Raw genomic sequence first — 14,223 nt, forward strand, 5'->3', positions numbered from 1 at the left:
GCGCTGGTCGTGGCCGTCCCGTAAGGTTGGGTTCACCGACGCGGGGTGGAGCAGCTCGGTAGCTCGCTGGGCTCATAACCCAGAGGTCGCAGGTTCAAATCCTGTCCCCGCTACTCAGTAGCAACGAAGGCCCGGATCCACTGGATCCGGGCCTTCGTCGTGTCCCTGTACGCATCGGTGGCGCCCGAAGAAGCCCCCCACCGTGGTGGGGGGCTTCTTCGGGATGCGTCTCAGGCGATCGCGGCGCAGTTGGGGCAGAGGCCCCGATAGGTGACCTCGACGTCGGAGATCGTGAAGCCGAAGCGCTCCGAGTCCGGGAGGTCCGCCAGCGGATTGCCGGAGGGATGGACGTCGCGGATCGCTCCGCAGCGGCCGCAGACCAGGTGCTGGTGCGGACGATGGGCGTTCGGGTCGTACCGCTTGGCGCGGCCGTCCGTCGCGACCTCCATCACCTCACCGAGCGTGACCATCTCGCCCAGGGTGTTGTAGACGGTGGCCCGGGAGATCTCGGGCAGCCGTTCCACGGCACGGGCGTGTACCTCGTCGGCGGTCAGATGGACATGATCTCCGTCGAGCACCTCGGCCACGACGCGCCGCTGCGCGGTCATTCGCCAGCCGCGGCCGCGCAGACGTTCCAACAGGTCACTCATGGGAGCCAGGGTAACAGCGGGGGTCCATGATCCCGAATGGGTGTGATTTTGGATGTTCACTTGACTTAGACAATGTCTATCGTAAGATCGGCTGGCAAGCGGCTGGAGGCCGCGGTCCAGGCCCTGCGCGGCCGAGGGCGCTTGTCGTGAAGAGGGGGAGGGCCGGTACGCGACCGCGCGTGCCGGCCCTCTCTCGTCTCAGCTCGCCATGGTCGTCGCGTGGCGGTGTGCCGGGGTCCAGCAGCGGATGATGTCGCGTACGGAGACGACGCCGATCGGCCCGTGTCCGTCGAGGACGACGAGGTGGCGGAAGCCGCCGTGGGTCATGGCGGCGGCCGCCTCCTCCAGGGTCCAGGTCGGTGCGGCGAAGACGACGTCGGTGGTGGTGTGGGAGCCCGCGGTCTCGCGGTCCGGGTTCTGGTCGGCGCCGATCGAGTTGAGGATGTCGCGCTCGGTGAGGATTCCGAACCCGCCGGCGTCGGTGTCGTGGACGACCGCCGCGCCGACGCGGCGCGCCGACATCAGCCGGGCGGCCTGACGGAGGGTGTGGGCGGGGCCGATGGTGAGGACCACCGTGCTCATGGCGTCACGGACGAGCATGAAAGAAGCCACCTCCTTGGTGAATCGTTCCCGCTTTCAACGAGAACGAATTCACAAGTTCACAAGTGGGGGGACTTTCAGAGTCGCAGCGGGCCGGGGACCTGACAAGAGGGCGCGCGAGGCGCGCCCGGGGGGTGCGTGAGGCGGCCCTTCCGCCGTGCGTCAGTTCTTCTGGTTGAGGTAGCTCAGCAGTTCGCCGTGGAGCAGACCGTTCGACGCCGCCGCGTTGCCGCTGTGCGGGCCGTGCCGGCCGTCCAGGCCGGTGAACGTGCCACCCGCCTCCTGGACCACGATCGCCGTCGCCGCCATGTCCCAGAGCGAGAGCTCCGGTTCGGCGCAGAGGTCCACCGCGCCCTCGGCGACCATCATGTACGGCCAGAAGTCGCCGTACGCGCGGGTCCGCCAGCACGCGCGCGTGAGGTCGAGGAAACCGTCCAGCCGGCCCCGCTCCTCCCAGCCGCTGAGCGAGGAGTACGCGAACGAGGCGTCACCCAGCTCCGCGACCTTCGAGACCTGGAGCCGCGTCGCCGACGTCAGGCTGCGGCCCGTGTACGCCCCCGCGCCCTTCGCCGCCCACCAGCGGCGGCCCAGGGCCGGCGCCGAGACCACGCCGACCACCGGCTGGAACCCGGTGTCGCCGGCCTCCATCAGCGCGATCAGGGTCGCCCAGACCGGAACCCCGCGCACGTAGTTCTTGGTGCCGTCGATCGGGTCGATCACCCAGCGGCGCGGGCCCGTGCCCTCCACGCCGTACTCCTCGCCGAGGATCGCGTCGCGGGGGCGCGCCCGCTGCAGCTGACCGCGGATCAGCTCCTCGGCGGCCTTGTCCGCCTCGCTCACCGGCGTCATGTCCGGCTTCGTCTCGACCTTCAGGTCGAGCGCCTTGAACCGGTCCATGGTGGCCGCGTCGGCGGCATCCGCGAGGACGTGGGCGAGACGCAGATCGTCGTGGTAATCGGCCATGGTCGAAACTCTATCCCCCGAAGGGACGTGGCCCCACGGAAGGCCTTGACAGTGCGTGGCGGCACGTCAACTCTGAGCGCAGAACCGTTCTGGACGGGAGGCGACGATGCCGACTGCCCGTGAGGCCCTGCTCGATGCCGCCCTCGCGTCGCTCGCGGTGCTGCCCTGGTCCGCGGTCCGGATGGTCGACGTCGCCTCCGCCGCGGGCGTCTCCCGGCAGACCCTCTACAACGAGTTCGGCAGCAAGGAGGGCCTGGCCCGTGCTCTCGTACGACGCGAGGCCGACGTGTACCTCCAGGGCGTCGAGCGGGTCCTGGCCGCGCCCCACCCGCCCCGGCGGAACCTTCTCGCGGTCGCCGAGTGGACCGTCTCCCAGGCCTGCACCCGCCCCGTCCTGAGGGCCCTGCTCACCGGCTGCTGGGGCGAGCGGCTCCCCGTGCCCCGCCCCGCCAGGGCCGGATCACGTGCCTCCGCCGTACCCGCGCAGCGCCGCGCCGACGCGGGCGTACCGTCCCCCACCGACCTCCTCTGCCTCGCCCGCGACCGCGCCGCGACGGCGCTCCGGGACCGCGACCAGGACGTACGGAACTCCTGCGAGATCGTGCTGCGGCTCGCGCTCTCCTGCGTCGTCGCCCCGGCACCCCTCGTCGCCGACGGTCAGTGCGCCGACCCCGAGAGCTGGAGCCCGACGACCCCGACGATCACCAGCGTGATCGACACGATCTTCAGGGTCGACACGACGTCGCCGAGGAAGACCATCCCGTAGATCGCCGTCCCGGCCGCGCCGATGCCGGTCCACACCGCGTACGCGGGACCCACGTCCAGCTTGCGCAGCGCGAGCGTCAGAAGACCGAAGCTGCCGAGGGCGAAGCAGGCGAACGCGATCGTCGGCCAGAGCCGGGTGAACCCGTGCGAGAGCTTCAGGCAGACCGCGAACCCCGTCTCCAGGAGCCCGGCGACCACTACGAGCAGCCACGCCATCGTCAGTGCCTCCCACGTCGTAGGTGACTGCTTCGTCGCACTTGGTGCGATTATGCACTTGCCAGGAGTGGTGGACCGCAAACGTGTGCGCGTCAGTCGCCTTCGCGTCGCTCCCGGGTGGAGAGCAGCCGGCGCAGTGAGTACAGCCGCGCCGGGTCCGCGTGCCCCTCGGTCACCCAGGCGTCCAGGGCGCAGTCCGGCTCGTCGTGGCTGCACGCCCGCGGACAGTTCTCCGTACCCGGTACGAGATCGGGGAAGGCGAGGATCACCCGGGACGGGTCGACGTGGTTGAGGCCGAAGGAACGCACGCCCGGGGTGTCGATCACCCAGCCGCCCTCGCGCGCGTCGAGCGGGAGAGCGAGCGCCGAGGTGGTCGTGTGCCGGCCGCGCCCCGTCACGGCGTTGACGTGACCGGTGCTCCGCCGCCGGTCCTCCGGGACCAGGGCGTTGACGAGGGTCGTCTTGCCGACACCGGAGTGGCCGACGAACGCGGTCGTGCGGCCCTTCAGGTGTTCGTGCACCCGCTCGGCGGCGACTCCGTCCACGAACTCGTCGCGCGTGGTGACCACGTACGGCACCCCCAGCGCGCCGTACATCTCCAGGAGCTCGTCCGGCTTCGCCAGGTCCGACTTGGTCAGCACCAGGAGCGGGGTCAGCCCGCCGTCGTACGCGGCGACCAGACAGCGGTCGATCAGCCGCGGGCGCGGCTCGGGGTCGGCGAGCGCGGTGACGATCGCCAGCTGGTCGGCGTTTGCGACGACCACCCGCTCGAACGGGTCGTCGTCGTCGGCCGTGCGGCGGAGCACGGAGCTGCGCTCACCGATCCGCACGATCCGGGCCAGCGTGTCCTTCTCGCCGGACAGATCGCCCACGAGCGAGACCCGGTCGCCGACGACCGCGGCCTTGCGGCCCAGCTCGCGCGCCTTCATCGCCAGGACCGCCCGGTCCTCGACGAGGACGGTGAGCCGGCCGCGGTCCACGGTGAGGACCATGCCCTCGACCGCGTCCTCGTGCTTGGGGCGGATGGTGGTACGGGGACGGTTGCCCTTGCGGTTGGGCCGCTGGCGGATGTCGTCCTCGTCGGTGCGCTTCCCGTAGTGCCGCATGGATCAGACTCCGAGCATTTCGGTCCACATTCTGGGGAAGTCGGGCAAGGTCTTGGCCGTCGTCGCCACGTTCTCGATCTCCACTCCCTCGACCGCGAGACCGATGATCGCGCCCGCGGTCGCCATCCGGTGGTCGTGGTACGTGTGGAAGAGCCCGCCGTGCAGCGGGCGCGGGCGGATGAGCAGCCCGTCCTCGGTCTCCGTCACATCCCCGCCGAGCTCGTTGATCTCCTTGGTGAGCGCCGCCAGCCGGTCCGTCTCGTGGAGCCGCAGATGCGCGACGCCGCGCAGCGTCGACGGCGAGTCGGCGAGCGCCGCGACCGCCGCGATGCCGGGCGTCAGCTCGCCGACCTCGCTCAGGTCCACGTCGATGCCGTGGATCCGGCCGGTGCCGGTGAAGGTGAGCCCCGCCTCGGTCAGCTCGCAGGAGCCACCCATCTCGGTGAAGATCTCGCGCAGCGCGTCACCGGGCTGGGTGGTCCTGGCCGGCCAGTCGGGGATCGTCACCCGGCCGCCGGTGACCAGGGCCGCGGCCAGGAAGGGCTGCGCGTTCGACAGGTCGGGCTCGACGGTCAGGTCGCGCCCGAGCAGCGCGGAAGGGGAGACCCGCCAGACGTTCGGCTCGCCGCCGGTCTCCGGCTCGTCGACCTGGGCGCCCACCTGGCGGAGCATGTCGACGGTCATCCGGATGTGGGGGAGGGAGGGGAGCTTCGCTCCCACATGCCGTACCTCCACGCCCTGGTTGAAGCGGGGGGCCGAGAGCAGCAGGGCGCTCACGAACTGGGAGGACGAGGAGGCGTCGATCTCCACCGGGCCGCCGTCCAGCGCCCCGCCGCCGTGCACGGTCATCGGCAGCGCGCCGCGCCCGTCGTCGTCGATACGGGCGCCGAGCACGCGCAGCGCGTCGATCACACCGTGCAGCGGACGCTCGTGGGACCGGGCGTCGCCGTCGAAGTGCACCGGGCCGTCGGCGAGGGCCGCGACCGGGGGCAGGAAGCGCATGACCGTGCCGGCGTTGCCGACGTCCACGGTCGCCGGGCCGTGCAGCCCGGCCGGGATGATCCGCCACGCCTCGCCCGTGCCGCCCGCGGCGGACGAGCTGGAGTTGACCGTCTCCTCGATCTTCACGCCCAGGGTGCGCAGGGCCTCCGCCATGAGCAGCGTGTCGCGGGAGCGCAGCGGGCGGCGGAGCCAGCCCGGCTCGGCGGCGAGCGCGGCGAGGACCAGACCGCGGTTGGTGACCGACTTCGATCCGGGCACGGTGACGGTCGCGTCGACGGCACCGCTCGCATAGGGGGCGGGCCAGAGGTCGGTGTGCAGGTCGGAGTGCGGGGAGGTATCGGTCATGCCCTCACTTTAGTGGGGCACGCGGAGGCTACAGCCCCAGCAGCCAGCGGCCTCCGCCGATCAGGGAGCAGATCGCGACCGCGTGGAAGAAGAAGAGCCAGAGCGCCGGGTGGACATGGGTGAGCCGGGCGAGCTGGTCGGCGTCCGAGTCCGGTGCCCCTCCGTGGCGCCGCTTGCCCTGGAGCTCGAAGACCGGGCGTACACCGCCGAGGAGCAGGAACCAGACGACGGAGTACGCGAACGCCGACTGGACGTCCGGGCCGGTGAGCCAGGAGACCAGCAGGAACGCGGCGCCGGTCAGGAGGACGGTGAAGATCCCGTACGCGTTCCTGACCATCACCAGCATGGCGAGGAGGAGCGCGGTGGCGAGCCAGAGGAGCAGCGTGATCCGGTGGTCGGCGAGCAGCCAGGCGCCGCCGAGGCCGAGCAGCGGCGCGGCGGTGTAGCCGGCGGCGGCGGTGAGGATCATGCCGATGCCGGTGGGGCGCCCGCGCGAGACGGTGAGCCCGCTGGTGTCCGAGTGGAGCCGGATGGACTGCAGCCGACGGCCCGTGACGAGGGCGACCAGACCGTGGCCGCCCTCGTGGGCGATGGTGACGGCGTTCCGCGAGATCCGCCATATCGCGCGGGGGACGGTGGCGAGGAGCGCGGCCACGCCGGTGACGATCACCAGCCACTCCTCCGGGGCGGGCTGTGTACCGAGGACTTCGGTCATTTTCTGGGCTGCTCCTCGGACGGGACCGGGATCGGATCGGGATCGTGGCAGTGTGGCACGTATGTGCGGACGGTATGCAGCGAGTCGTCGGCCCGAGGACCTGGTGGGGATCTTCGAGGTCGAGAAGTGGGAGCCCGAGGAGACCCTGGCTCCCGACTGGAACGTGGCCCCGACCAAGGAGGTCTACGCGGTACTGGAGCGTCCTCTCAAGGACGCGGATTCGCCGCGGCCGGTTCGCCAGCTGCGGAGACTGAAATGGGGCCTGGTGCCCTCCTGGTCGAAGACGCCCGAGGGCGCGGCCCGGATGATCAACGCGCGGGCGGAGACGATCGCCGAGAAGCCCTCGTTCAAGCGGGCCTTCTCCGCCCGCCGGTGCATCCTGCCCGCGGACGGCTACTACGAGTGGGTCACCGGCGCCGGTGAGCGGGAGCTGGAGGTCGAGGGGAAGAAGAAGCGGACGCGGAAGCAGCCGTACTTCGTCACCCCGGCGGACGGGTCCGTCTTCGCGATGGCCGGCCTCTACGAGTTCTGGCGCGACCGCACCCTGCCCGACGACCATCCGGCGGCCTGGTGGGTGACGTGCTCGGTCGTCACGACGGAGGCGGAGAGCGGTCCGCTCGGCGTGGCCCCCGAGGAGGGCCCCCACTCGCTCGCCGACATCCACCCCCGGATGCCGCTCATGCTCACCCCGGACCGCTGGGACGCCTGGCTGGACCCGCGGCGCACCGACACCGAGGAGCTCACAGGGCTCCTCGCGGCGCCGCCCGCGGGGCTGATGCGGGCGTTCCCGGTCGCGACGGCGGTGAGCAACGTCCGCAACAACGGGCCGGAACTCACGAAGGAACTGGACGGCCCGGAGGTCGGCACGCTGTTCTAGGAGACTCCTGGCGCGCGCCGGGACGGCCGTGCGCGGCAGGATGGGGGCGTGACCAAGAGCGAGATCGTTCCGACCGACGCCGGGGACGCCCGGATCACCTGGTACCCCGGGAAGAAGCCGTGGGCGGTGCTCGCCCTGAGCCACGGGGCCGGCGGCGGGATCGAGGCGCGCGACCTCCAGGCCCTGGCGGGCGCGCTGCCAGCCCGAGGAGTGACCGTCGCCCTCGTCGAGCAGCCGTGGCGGGTCGCCGGGAAGAAGGTGGCCCCGGCGCCGAAGACCCTGGACACCGGCTGGCGCGGGATCTGGCCCGCCCTCGGCGGGTCCGGCCTCCCGGTGATCGCGGGGGGCCGCAGCGCGGGCGCCCGGGTCGCCTGCCGGACCGGGAAGGAGCTCGGCGCCGCGGCCGTCCTCGCGCTGAGCTTCCCGCTGCACCCGCCGGGCAGGCCGGAGAGGTCCCGGGCCGACGAGCTGCTCGGGACGGGCCTGCCCACCCTCGTCGTCCAGGGCGGCAACGACTCCTTCGGGAGGCCCGGCGAATTCCCCGAAGGGGCGTACCGGCTCGTCGAGGTGCCGTACGGCGATCACGGCTTCGCCGTCGCCAAGCGCGCCCCCGTGACACCGGACGGGACCCTCGCCCTCATCGTCGGAGAGGTCACCTCGTGGGTCACGTCACTTCGCTCCTGAGGGCGGGAATGCCGAGCGGGCGGCCACGGTTGTGCCCCATGTCGGTGTGAGAGCAAGGAAGAGGGAGTCCGTCGCATGGGTTCGACCATCTGCCCCGAGCGCGCGCAGGCCGCTGACCTCGACTGGACAGTGCTGCCCGCTCCCAGGACCGCCCCTGTTCGGGCGGCGGGCGGAGCGGTTCCTCGTCTATCCTCCGAATCGAGTGGGTCCGCATTCGGATTCGCCGCAGCGCTGGAGGAGGTGGGTCCGGTCACTGGGACCGACACAGGGACCGACGACGGCCCCGAGGAGACGACCGCGGAGCGCAACGCGCGCTTCGAGCGGGACGCCCTCGGCTACCTCGACCAGATGTACTCCGCCGCGCTCCGTATGACGCGCAATCCCGCGGACGCCGAGGACCTGGTGCAGGAGACGTACGCCAAGGCGTACGGCTCGTTCCACCAGTTCCGCGAGGGTACGAACCTGAAGGCGTGGCTGTACCGCATCCTCACCAACACCTTCATCAACTCGTACCGCAAGAAGCAGCGTGAGCCGCAGCGCAGCGCCGCCGAGGAGATCGAGGACTGGCAGCTCGCCCGAGCCGAGTCGCACATGTCGACCGGGCTGCGTTCCGCCGAGTCGCAGGCCCTCGACCACCTGCCGGACTCCGACGTGAAGGAAGCTCTCCAGGCGATCCCCGAGGAATTCCGCATCGCCGTCTATCTTGCGGATGTCGAGGGCTTTGCGTACAAGGAGATCGCGGACATCATGGGGACACCCATCGGTACGGTGATGTCCCGACTGCACCGGGGCCGCCGCCAGTTGCGCGGCATGCTCGAGGACTACGCCCGCGAACGCGGGCTCGTTCCCGCGGGCGCCGGAGAGTCGTCGAACGATCTGAAAGGCTCGGGCTCATGAGCTGCGGAGAGCCGCACGAGACGGATTGCTCAGAGGTCCTGGATCATCTCTACGAGTTCCTCGACCATGAGATGCCCGACAGTGACTGTACGAAGTTCGAGGTGCACTTCGAGGAGTGCTCCCCCTGTCTGGAGAAGTACGGCCTGGAGCAGGCGGTGAAGAAGCTCGTCAAGCGCTGCTGCGGCAGTGACGACGTGCCCACCGACCTGCGGGCCAAGGTGATGGGCCGCATCGACCTGATCCGCTCGGGCCAGGCCGTGCCCGAGCAGGACGTCACGGCGACCGCTCCGGAGTAGCCCCACGCGTCCACGAAGGGCCGCCGCGACGTGATCGCGGCGGCCCTCGCGCATACATCAGCTTGTATCACCCGATGGTGCGAATCAGCCGTCGCGGCCCCGCGCGGCCCGCCCAACTCGCTAGCGTGACGCGCGTGATGGGCGTGATGGCGATTCCGCGGGCGGCACGCGTGTACATCGGCTGCGCCCTCGTCGGCGCCGTCGGCTGCGCACTGCCCGCCCTGCGCCCCGGCGCGCACACCCCCTGGAGCACCGTCGCGCTCCTCGCCGCGCTGTACGCCCTGTGCGAGCTCCCCGCCCGGTCCCCGCTCGTCGGCCGGCTGCTCGGCGGCGGCACGGCGCCCATGGGCACCGGCTCGTTCTTCCCCGTCCTGCTCGCCTCCGCGCTGCTCCTGCCGCCCGCCGCCGCCGCGCTCACCGCGCTGCCGGGGGCACTGGTCGCCCGCGTCGACCAGCGGCCGACGGGGGTACGCCGGGTCTGGCGCACCTCCCAGCTCCTGATCGCCGTCTGGGCCGCCGCGCTCGTTGCCGAGACCCTGGGCTGCGACGAGGTCATCGGGCAGGGGGCGTACGTCCCCGACTTCCCGTACGCCCTGCTCCCCGCCGCGGCCTCCGCGCTCACCTTCTGTCTGGCGCTGACGGCCCTCGACGGCGGGATCCGGATGGCCGCGGAGAGGATCCCGCCGCGCACGGCGTGGCGGGGGCAGCTCGGCCGTGCCCTCGCCCCGTACGCGGTGCACGGCCTCGCCGGGCTGATGATGGCGGTGCTCTGGCGTAGCACGTACGGCCCCGTCGCCGCGCTCTTCGTCCTGCTGCCGATGTACATCTCCTGCTGGGTCTTCGCCCAGTACCACCGCGAACGCGCCGCGCACCAGGCGACGATCCGCGCCCTCGTGCAGGCCGTCGACATCAAGGACAGGTACACCCGCGGACACAGCGAGCGGGTCGGCCGGGCCGCGGTGCTGATCGCCCACGAGCTGGGCATGGCGGAGGACCGCCTGGAGCTCCTCCGCTTCGCGGGGATCCTGCACGACGTGGGCAAGCTCGGCGTACCGACCCGGGTGCTGCGCAAGGACGGGCCGCTGACCCCCGAGGAGCGCCGGATCATCGAGCTGCATCCGGAGTACGGACACGAGATGGTCCGCGGCATCGGCTTCCTCGCGGAGGCGCGGGCGGCGATCCTGCACCACCACGAGCGGATGGACGGCACCGGATACCCGTACGGGCTCAGCGGGAGCCAGATCCCCGAGTTCGCCCGGGTGGTGGCGGTCGCCGACGCCTTCGACGCGATGACCTCGACCCGGTCCTACAGCCGGGCCCGGCCGGTGGCGACGGCGTTGGCGGAGCTTCAGCGGTGCGCCGGCACGCACTTCGACCCCCGGATGGTCGGGGCGCTGGTGCGCGCGCTCGACCGGCACGGCTGGCAGACGGCGGTCACGGCCGACGAGCCCGGTACACCCGGCAACGTTCCGCCCGCGCGTGCCCCCCTATCGGCTCCGAGTACGGTCGCGGCCCCGAGCACCGTCGCCGCGCCGAGCACCGTCGCGGCTCCGAGTACGGTCGCGGCCCCGAGCACGGTCGCCGCTCCGAGCACGATGGCGGCTCCGAGCACCGTGCGGGCGCCGCGTGCCGCGGCCGGGCCGCCGCCCGCCCCTGACGCGGTCGCCGCCCTCGGCGGCCGCGCGGCGCTCCCGGCCCGCCGCCCGGGAGCCCGCGTCGCGCCCCACGCGCACGTCCCGCCCGGCGGGCGCTCGTGAGGCGGACCCGGAGCGTGACCCTCGGTGCCGTCCACGGCGGCGCGCTCGTGCTCACCGCCGCCGGATTCGGCTTCACGCTCTGGAACGGGGTCAGCGATCCCGGGAACGCCCTCGCCTTCGGCGTCCTCATCGCCGTCGGCGAACTGGCCCGCTGGGGCGCACCGCCGCGGGGCGGCGCACCGACCGCGCTCGGCGAACTCCAGGCGAGGGAGCCCGCGCCGCTCGCCGCCGCCGGAGCCCTCGCCTACGCGCTCCTCGGCGAACAGGCCGGGCACGCGACCACCCACGGAGTCCTCCAGATCGTCGCCGTCGTCGTGGCGGGACGGCTCGTCGGGATCGTCCCGCACATCGCCCGCGGCGAGGAACCCGACCTCGACCATCAGGCCCGCCGCATCCTCACGGTCGGCTTCGCCGCCCTCTGCTTCCAGCCGCTCTACAACTCCGGCGAGGTCGTCGCCCGTCTCGGCGACGGCCCCGCCTACGCCCTCCTGCTCGCGCTTCTCCTCGGCCTCACCGCGCTGTGCGACGCCGTCCTCGCCGCCCTGATGCTCCGCGCTCGCACCGTCCCCCGTGGCGCCCCGCGGTGCACGGGCGAGGCCAGGGGGAGTACCCCCGTCCCGTACGGTCCCCTCCTCCGCGAGGAGCTCCGCGCCCTGATCGGCATCGGCTCCGCCGTCTGCGCCACCGGGACCGTCATGGCCCTCGGCGTGGCCGCCGCCGGACTCTGGGCCCTGCCCGTCTTCTGCGTGCCGCTGCTCCTCACCCAGGTCTCCTTCCGGCGGTACGCGGCCGTGCGCGCCACCAACCGGCAGACCATCGCCTCGCTCGCCCGCGCCACCGAGATCGCCGGCTGCACCTCACCGGGTCACGCCCGCCGCGTCGCCGCTCTCAGCGGCGCCGTCGGCCGTGAGCTCGGTCTCACCGGGGCCGAGCTGACCGTCCTGGAGTACGCCGCCCTCATGCACGACATCGGGCAGCTCTCCCTCGTCGACCCCGTCCCCGAAGGCGCCACCGCCCTCCTCCCCGCCGAGGAGCAGCGCCGGATCGCGCTCCTCGGCGGCGCGGTCGTCCGCCAGACCGGCGTCCCGGCGGCCGTGGCCGTCGTGGTGGAACGCCAGGCCGACCCGTACCGCGACCAGCCGCTGCCCGCCCGGATCGTCCGTACCGTCAACGCCTACGACGACCTCACCGGCGCCGACTCCGGGGCCGCCGGGTCGCTCACCGCCCTCGAACGGCTTCGCCTCGCCACCGCCAGGGACCACCATCCCGAGGTCGTCGAATCCCTTGCCAGGGTTCTCGCGCGAGGCGCTGTGACCGGGGGCGTCACCCCTGCCCCTCCTGGGTAACCCATGGGTAATGAGCGCGCGTCCAACCGGGCATGGTTGGATGCGAACAAGAGGGTGAAGCGACCGGCAGGCGGGAATCGTGAGGATCTTCGGGAAGGTACGGCATCGGCCCTCCGCCTCGTGGCGGCAGGCCACCGACCGCGCGTTCACGCTGATCGGCGACGGCCGGTACGAGGACGCGGGCGCGCTCCTGACGCGCGCGGCGGATCTGGAGCCCTGGCTCTCGGAGTCCTGGTTCAACCTGGCGCTGCTGCACAAGTTCCGCCATGACTGGGAGCAGGCCCGGGCCGCCGGGCTGCGCGCCGTCGCGCTCCTCGACAAGGAGGCCGGCGCGCCCGACTGGTGGAACGTCGGCATCGCCGCCACCGCGCTCCAGGACTGGCCGCTGGCCCGCCGCGCCTGGCAGGCGTACGGGCTCAAGGTGCCCGGGGCCTCCGCCGGGACCGGTGAGCCCACCGGGATGGAGCTGGGCAGCGCCGCCGTCCGGCTCTCGCCGGAGGGCGAGGCCGAGGTCGTGTGGGGCCGCAGGCTGGACCCGGCCCGTATCGAGGTCCTCTCCATCCCGCTGCCGTCCTCCGGCCGCCGCTGGGGCGAGGTCGTCCTCCACGACGGCGTGCCCAACGGCGAGCGCACCACAAGCGCCGGTCCCTCGTACCCCGTCTTCGACGAGATCGAGCTCTGGGCGCCCTCGCCCGTCCCCACCTGGGTGGTCCTCCTGGAGGCCGCCACCGAGGCGGACCGGGACGCCCTGGAGCAGCTCGCCGCCGACGCCGGGTTCGCCGCGGAGGACTGGTCCTCCTCGGTCCGGCTGCTCTGCCGCGCCTGCTCCGAGTCGACCATGCCCAGCGCCGAGGGCGAGGGCGAGCACCTCGACCCGCACGACCACAGCGAACCGGGCCACCCCGGCCCCCTCGGCCACCGCTCGCCCGGCGAGCTCTGGGTCCCCGAACGGGAGTGCGGGATCGCCGCGCCCGTGGGTCTGGTCCGCGGCCTGCTCGACGGCTGGGTGGCGGACAGCCCCGACAGCCGCGAGTGGCGGGATCTCGAAGAGGTCTGCTGAACCGCCCGGATCCTGCCCTTAGGCTGTACGGGACCATCGACTGGGGTTCTGAGGAAGGCGTGCGGCGGAATGGCGCAGCAGGAGACTGACGAGCAGATCAACGACGGTTTCGTCGTCGACACGGAGGACTGCGAGGCGCGCGAGCTCGCGTACCGCGAGCGCGGTACGGCGCGCCCGATCACGGTCGTCGGCAACCCGGTGCTCCACCGGGAGTGCAAGGACGTCACGGAGTTCGACGACACGCTCGCGGCGCTGATCGACGACATGTTCGCCAGCCAGAAGGCCGCCGAGGGCGTGGGCCTGGCCGCGAACCAGATCGGCGTCGACCTGAAGGTCTTCGTCTACGACTGCCCCGACGACGAGGGCGTCCGCCACACCGGCGTCGTCGTCAACCCGGTGCTCCAGGAGCTGCCGGCCGGCCGCCGCATCCTGGACGACTCCAACGAGGGCTGCCTCTCGGTCCCGACCGCGTACGCTTCGCTGGCCCGCCCGGACTTCGCGGAGGTCCACGGCCAGGACGCCCAGGGCAAGCCGATCAAGGTCCGGGGCACCGGCTACTTCGCGCGCTGCCTCCAGCACGAGACGGACCACCTGTACGGCTTCCTGTACATCGACAAGCTCTCCAAGCGCGACCGCAAGGACGCCCTGCGCCAGATGGAAGAGGGCACCCCGCGGTACGAGACGGTCCCGAACGACTGACCGGCGGCGTACGACGAAAGGGCCCCGCTCCCCGGAGCGGGGCCCTTCGCCGTGCCGGCGGGACCCGGAGACGGACCCAGGTCGTGTCGTCGAAGTCCCGTCTGCCCGGCGGCCCGCCCTTCGGGCGGACGACGCTACTTTGACGACACTCGCTAGTGCCGCATCAGGCAACGTTCGCCCTGTCGACGACGGCGCGTAGGTGCCGGTCGTCGGCGTGGCGGTTTCGCCAGATGATGTAGCGGCGG

The 14,223-nt window shown here is 72.3% G+C and carries 16 protein-coding genes, 1 tRNA gene and 1 pseudogene; 10 read left to right on the forward strand and 8 right to left on the reverse strand.

From position 1 onward, the window contains the following. Positions 1 to 39: 39 nt before the first annotated feature. A tRNA-Met gene (locus ACFUJR_RS26180) sits at positions 40 to 113 on the forward strand. 117 nt (positions 114 to 230) lie between these two features. On the opposite strand, the gene ACFUJR_RS26185 is transcribed toward ACFUJR_RS26180, so the two are convergent. From ACFUJR_RS26185 to hisN, 3 genes are all read right to left on the reverse strand, one after another. Next, positions 231 to 650: a Fur family transcriptional regulator gene (locus ACFUJR_RS26185; RefSeq protein ID WP_383177680.1), complete on the reverse strand. Its 420-nt coding sequence runs from the start codon at positions 648 to 650 to the stop codon at positions 231 to 233. 198 nt (positions 651 to 848) lie between these two features. Then, positions 849 to 1,250 carry a cyclic nucleotide-binding/CBS domain-containing protein gene (locus ACFUJR_RS26190; protein WP_383177677.1) on the reverse strand — a complete coding sequence of 134 codons (402 nt, stop codon included), beginning with the start codon at positions 1,248 to 1,250 and terminating at the stop codon, positions 849 to 851. Positions 1,251 to 1,412: 162 nt separating this feature from the next. Beyond that, positions 1,413 to 2,213, reverse strand: coding sequence for a histidinol-phosphatase (gene hisN / locus ACFUJR_RS26195; RefSeq protein ID WP_352186970.1), 801 nt, complete (start codon positions 2,211 to 2,213; stop codon positions 1,413 to 1,415). Positions 2,214 to 2,319: 106 nt separating this feature from the next. Between hisN and ACFUJR_RS26200 the strand changes: the two genes are divergently transcribed. After that, positions 2,320 to 2,979: a TetR/AcrR family transcriptional regulator gene (locus ACFUJR_RS26200; protein ID WP_383177674.1), complete on the forward strand. Its 660-nt coding sequence runs from the start codon at positions 2,320 to 2,322 to the stop codon at positions 2,977 to 2,979. Here the strand turns inward: ACFUJR_RS26200 and ACFUJR_RS26205 are convergent. From ACFUJR_RS26205 to ACFUJR_RS26220, 4 genes are all read right to left on the reverse strand, one after another. Further along, on the reverse strand, positions 2,871 to 3,194 hold the full coding sequence (locus ACFUJR_RS26205) for a DMT family transporter (RefSeq protein WP_383177671.1): 324 nt from the start codon (positions 3,192 to 3,194) through the stop codon (positions 2,871 to 2,873). The two genes, ACFUJR_RS26200 and ACFUJR_RS26205, sit on opposite strands and share 109 nt — an antisense overlap. Positions 3,195 to 3,286: 92 nt before the next feature. Then, complete coding sequence (gene rsgA, locus ACFUJR_RS26210) at positions 3,287 to 4,300, reverse strand: ribosome small subunit-dependent GTPase A (protein WP_383177668.1); 1,014 nt, start codon at positions 4,298 to 4,300, stop codon at positions 3,287 to 3,289. A gap of 3 nt (positions 4,301 to 4,303) precedes the next feature. Next, positions 4,304 to 5,647: a 3-phosphoshikimate 1-carboxyvinyltransferase gene (gene aroA / locus ACFUJR_RS26215; RefSeq protein WP_383177665.1), complete on the reverse strand. Its 1,344-nt coding sequence runs from the start codon at positions 5,645 to 5,647 to the stop codon at positions 4,304 to 4,306. Between the two features lie 28 nt (positions 5,648 to 5,675). Next, complete coding sequence (locus tag ACFUJR_RS26220) at positions 5,676 to 6,362, reverse strand: M50 family metallopeptidase (protein ID WP_383177662.1); 687 nt, start codon at positions 6,360 to 6,362, stop codon at positions 5,676 to 5,678. Between the two features lie 61 nt (positions 6,363 to 6,423). On the opposite strand from ACFUJR_RS26220, the gene ACFUJR_RS26225 reads away from it, so the two are divergent. The 8 genes from ACFUJR_RS26225 to def all read left to right on the forward strand — a co-directional run bounded on the left by ACFUJR_RS26225 (position 6,424) and on the right by def (position 13,978). Beyond that, a complete protein-coding gene (locus ACFUJR_RS26225) occupies positions 6,424 to 7,239 on the forward strand; it encodes an SOS response-associated peptidase (RefSeq protein WP_383177659.1) in 816 nt (271 codons plus the stop codon). A gap of 48 nt (positions 7,240 to 7,287) precedes the next feature. Then, a complete protein-coding gene (locus tag ACFUJR_RS26230; protein WP_383177656.1) occupies positions 7,288 to 7,923 on the forward strand; it encodes an alpha/beta family hydrolase in 636 nt (211 codons plus the stop codon). A 240-nt stretch (positions 7,924 to 8,163) separates the two neighbouring features. After that, entirely contained in the window at positions 8,164 to 8,820 is a 657-nt protein-coding gene (locus tag ACFUJR_RS26235; protein ID WP_383177686.1) for a sigma-70 family RNA polymerase sigma factor, read from the forward strand. Next, complete coding sequence (gene rsrA, locus ACFUJR_RS26240; RefSeq protein WP_383177653.1) at positions 8,817 to 9,116, forward strand: mycothiol system anti-sigma-R factor; 300 nt, start codon at positions 8,817 to 8,819, stop codon at positions 9,114 to 9,116. The genes ACFUJR_RS26235 and rsrA overlap by 4 nt, the downstream gene beginning before the upstream one ends. Positions 9,117 to 9,259: 143 nt before the next feature. Then, on the forward strand, positions 9,260 to 10,873 hold the full coding sequence (locus tag ACFUJR_RS26245) for an HD domain-containing phosphohydrolase (RefSeq protein ID WP_383177683.1): 1,614 nt from the start codon (positions 9,260 to 9,262) through the stop codon (positions 10,871 to 10,873). Next, complete coding sequence (locus tag ACFUJR_RS26250) at positions 10,870 to 12,219, forward strand: HD-GYP domain-containing protein (RefSeq protein WP_383177650.1); 1,350 nt, start codon at positions 10,870 to 10,872, stop codon at positions 12,217 to 12,219. Before ACFUJR_RS26245 ends, ACFUJR_RS26250 begins: the two co-directional genes overlap by 4 nt. A 79-nt stretch (positions 12,220 to 12,298) precedes the next feature. Then, a complete protein-coding gene (locus ACFUJR_RS26255) occupies positions 12,299 to 13,279 on the forward strand; it encodes a tetratricopeptide repeat protein (protein WP_383177648.1) in 981 nt (326 codons plus the stop codon). A 69-nt stretch (positions 13,280 to 13,348) separates the two neighbouring features. Beyond that, on the forward strand, positions 13,349 to 13,978 hold the full coding sequence (gene def / locus ACFUJR_RS26260) for a peptide deformylase (protein ID WP_383177645.1): 630 nt from the start codon (positions 13,349 to 13,351) through the stop codon (positions 13,976 to 13,978). Between the two features lie 163 nt (positions 13,979 to 14,141). Here def and ACFUJR_RS26265 read toward each other — a convergent pair. Then, positions 14,142 to 14,223 (reverse strand): annotated as a pseudogene (locus ACFUJR_RS26265) (transposase); the annotation flags it as partial.

Source organism: Streptomyces sp. NPDC057271 (assembly GCF_042668715.1).
Taxonomy (GTDB): Bacteria; Actinomycetota; Actinomycetes; order Streptomycetales; family Streptomycetaceae; genus Streptomyces.

Coding starts and splice junctions, on each gene's coding strand:
- ACFUJR_RS26185 (WP_383177680.1), bottom strand. CDS start 650: ATGAGTGACCTGTTGGAACGTCTGCGCGGCCGCGGCTGGCGAATGACC.
- ACFUJR_RS26190 (WP_383177677.1), bottom strand. CDS start 1,250: ATGCTCGTCCGTGACGCCATGAGCACGGTGGTCCTCACCATCGGCCCC.
- hisN (WP_352186970.1), bottom strand. CDS start 2,213: ATGGCCGATTACCACGACGATCTGCGTCTCGCCCACGTCCTCGCGGAT.
- ACFUJR_RS26200 (WP_383177674.1), top strand. CDS start 2,320: ATGCCGACTGCCCGTGAGGCCCTGCTCGATGCCGCCCTCGCGTCGCTC.
- ACFUJR_RS26205 (WP_383177671.1), bottom strand. CDS start 3,194: ATGGCGTGGCTGCTCGTAGTGGTCGCCGGGCTCCTGGAGACGGGGTTC.
- rsgA (WP_383177668.1), bottom strand. CDS start 4,300: ATGCGGCACTACGGGAAGCGCACCGACGAGGACGACATCCGCCAGCGG.
- aroA (WP_383177665.1), bottom strand. CDS start 5,647: ATGACCGATACCTCCCCGCACTCCGACCTGCACACCGACCTCTGGCCC.
- ACFUJR_RS26220 (WP_383177662.1), bottom strand. CDS start 6,362: ATGACCGAAGTCCTCGGTACACAGCCCGCCCCGGAGGAGTGGCTGGTG.
- ACFUJR_RS26225 (WP_383177659.1), top strand. CDS start 6,424: ATGTGCGGACGGTATGCAGCGAGTCGTCGGCCCGAGGACCTGGTGGGG.
- rsrA (WP_383177653.1), top strand. CDS start 8,817: ATGAGCTGCGGAGAGCCGCACGAGACGGATTGCTCAGAGGTCCTGGAT.
- def (WP_383177645.1), top strand. CDS start 13,349: ATGGCGCAGCAGGAGACTGACGAGCAGATCAACGACGGTTTCGTCGTC.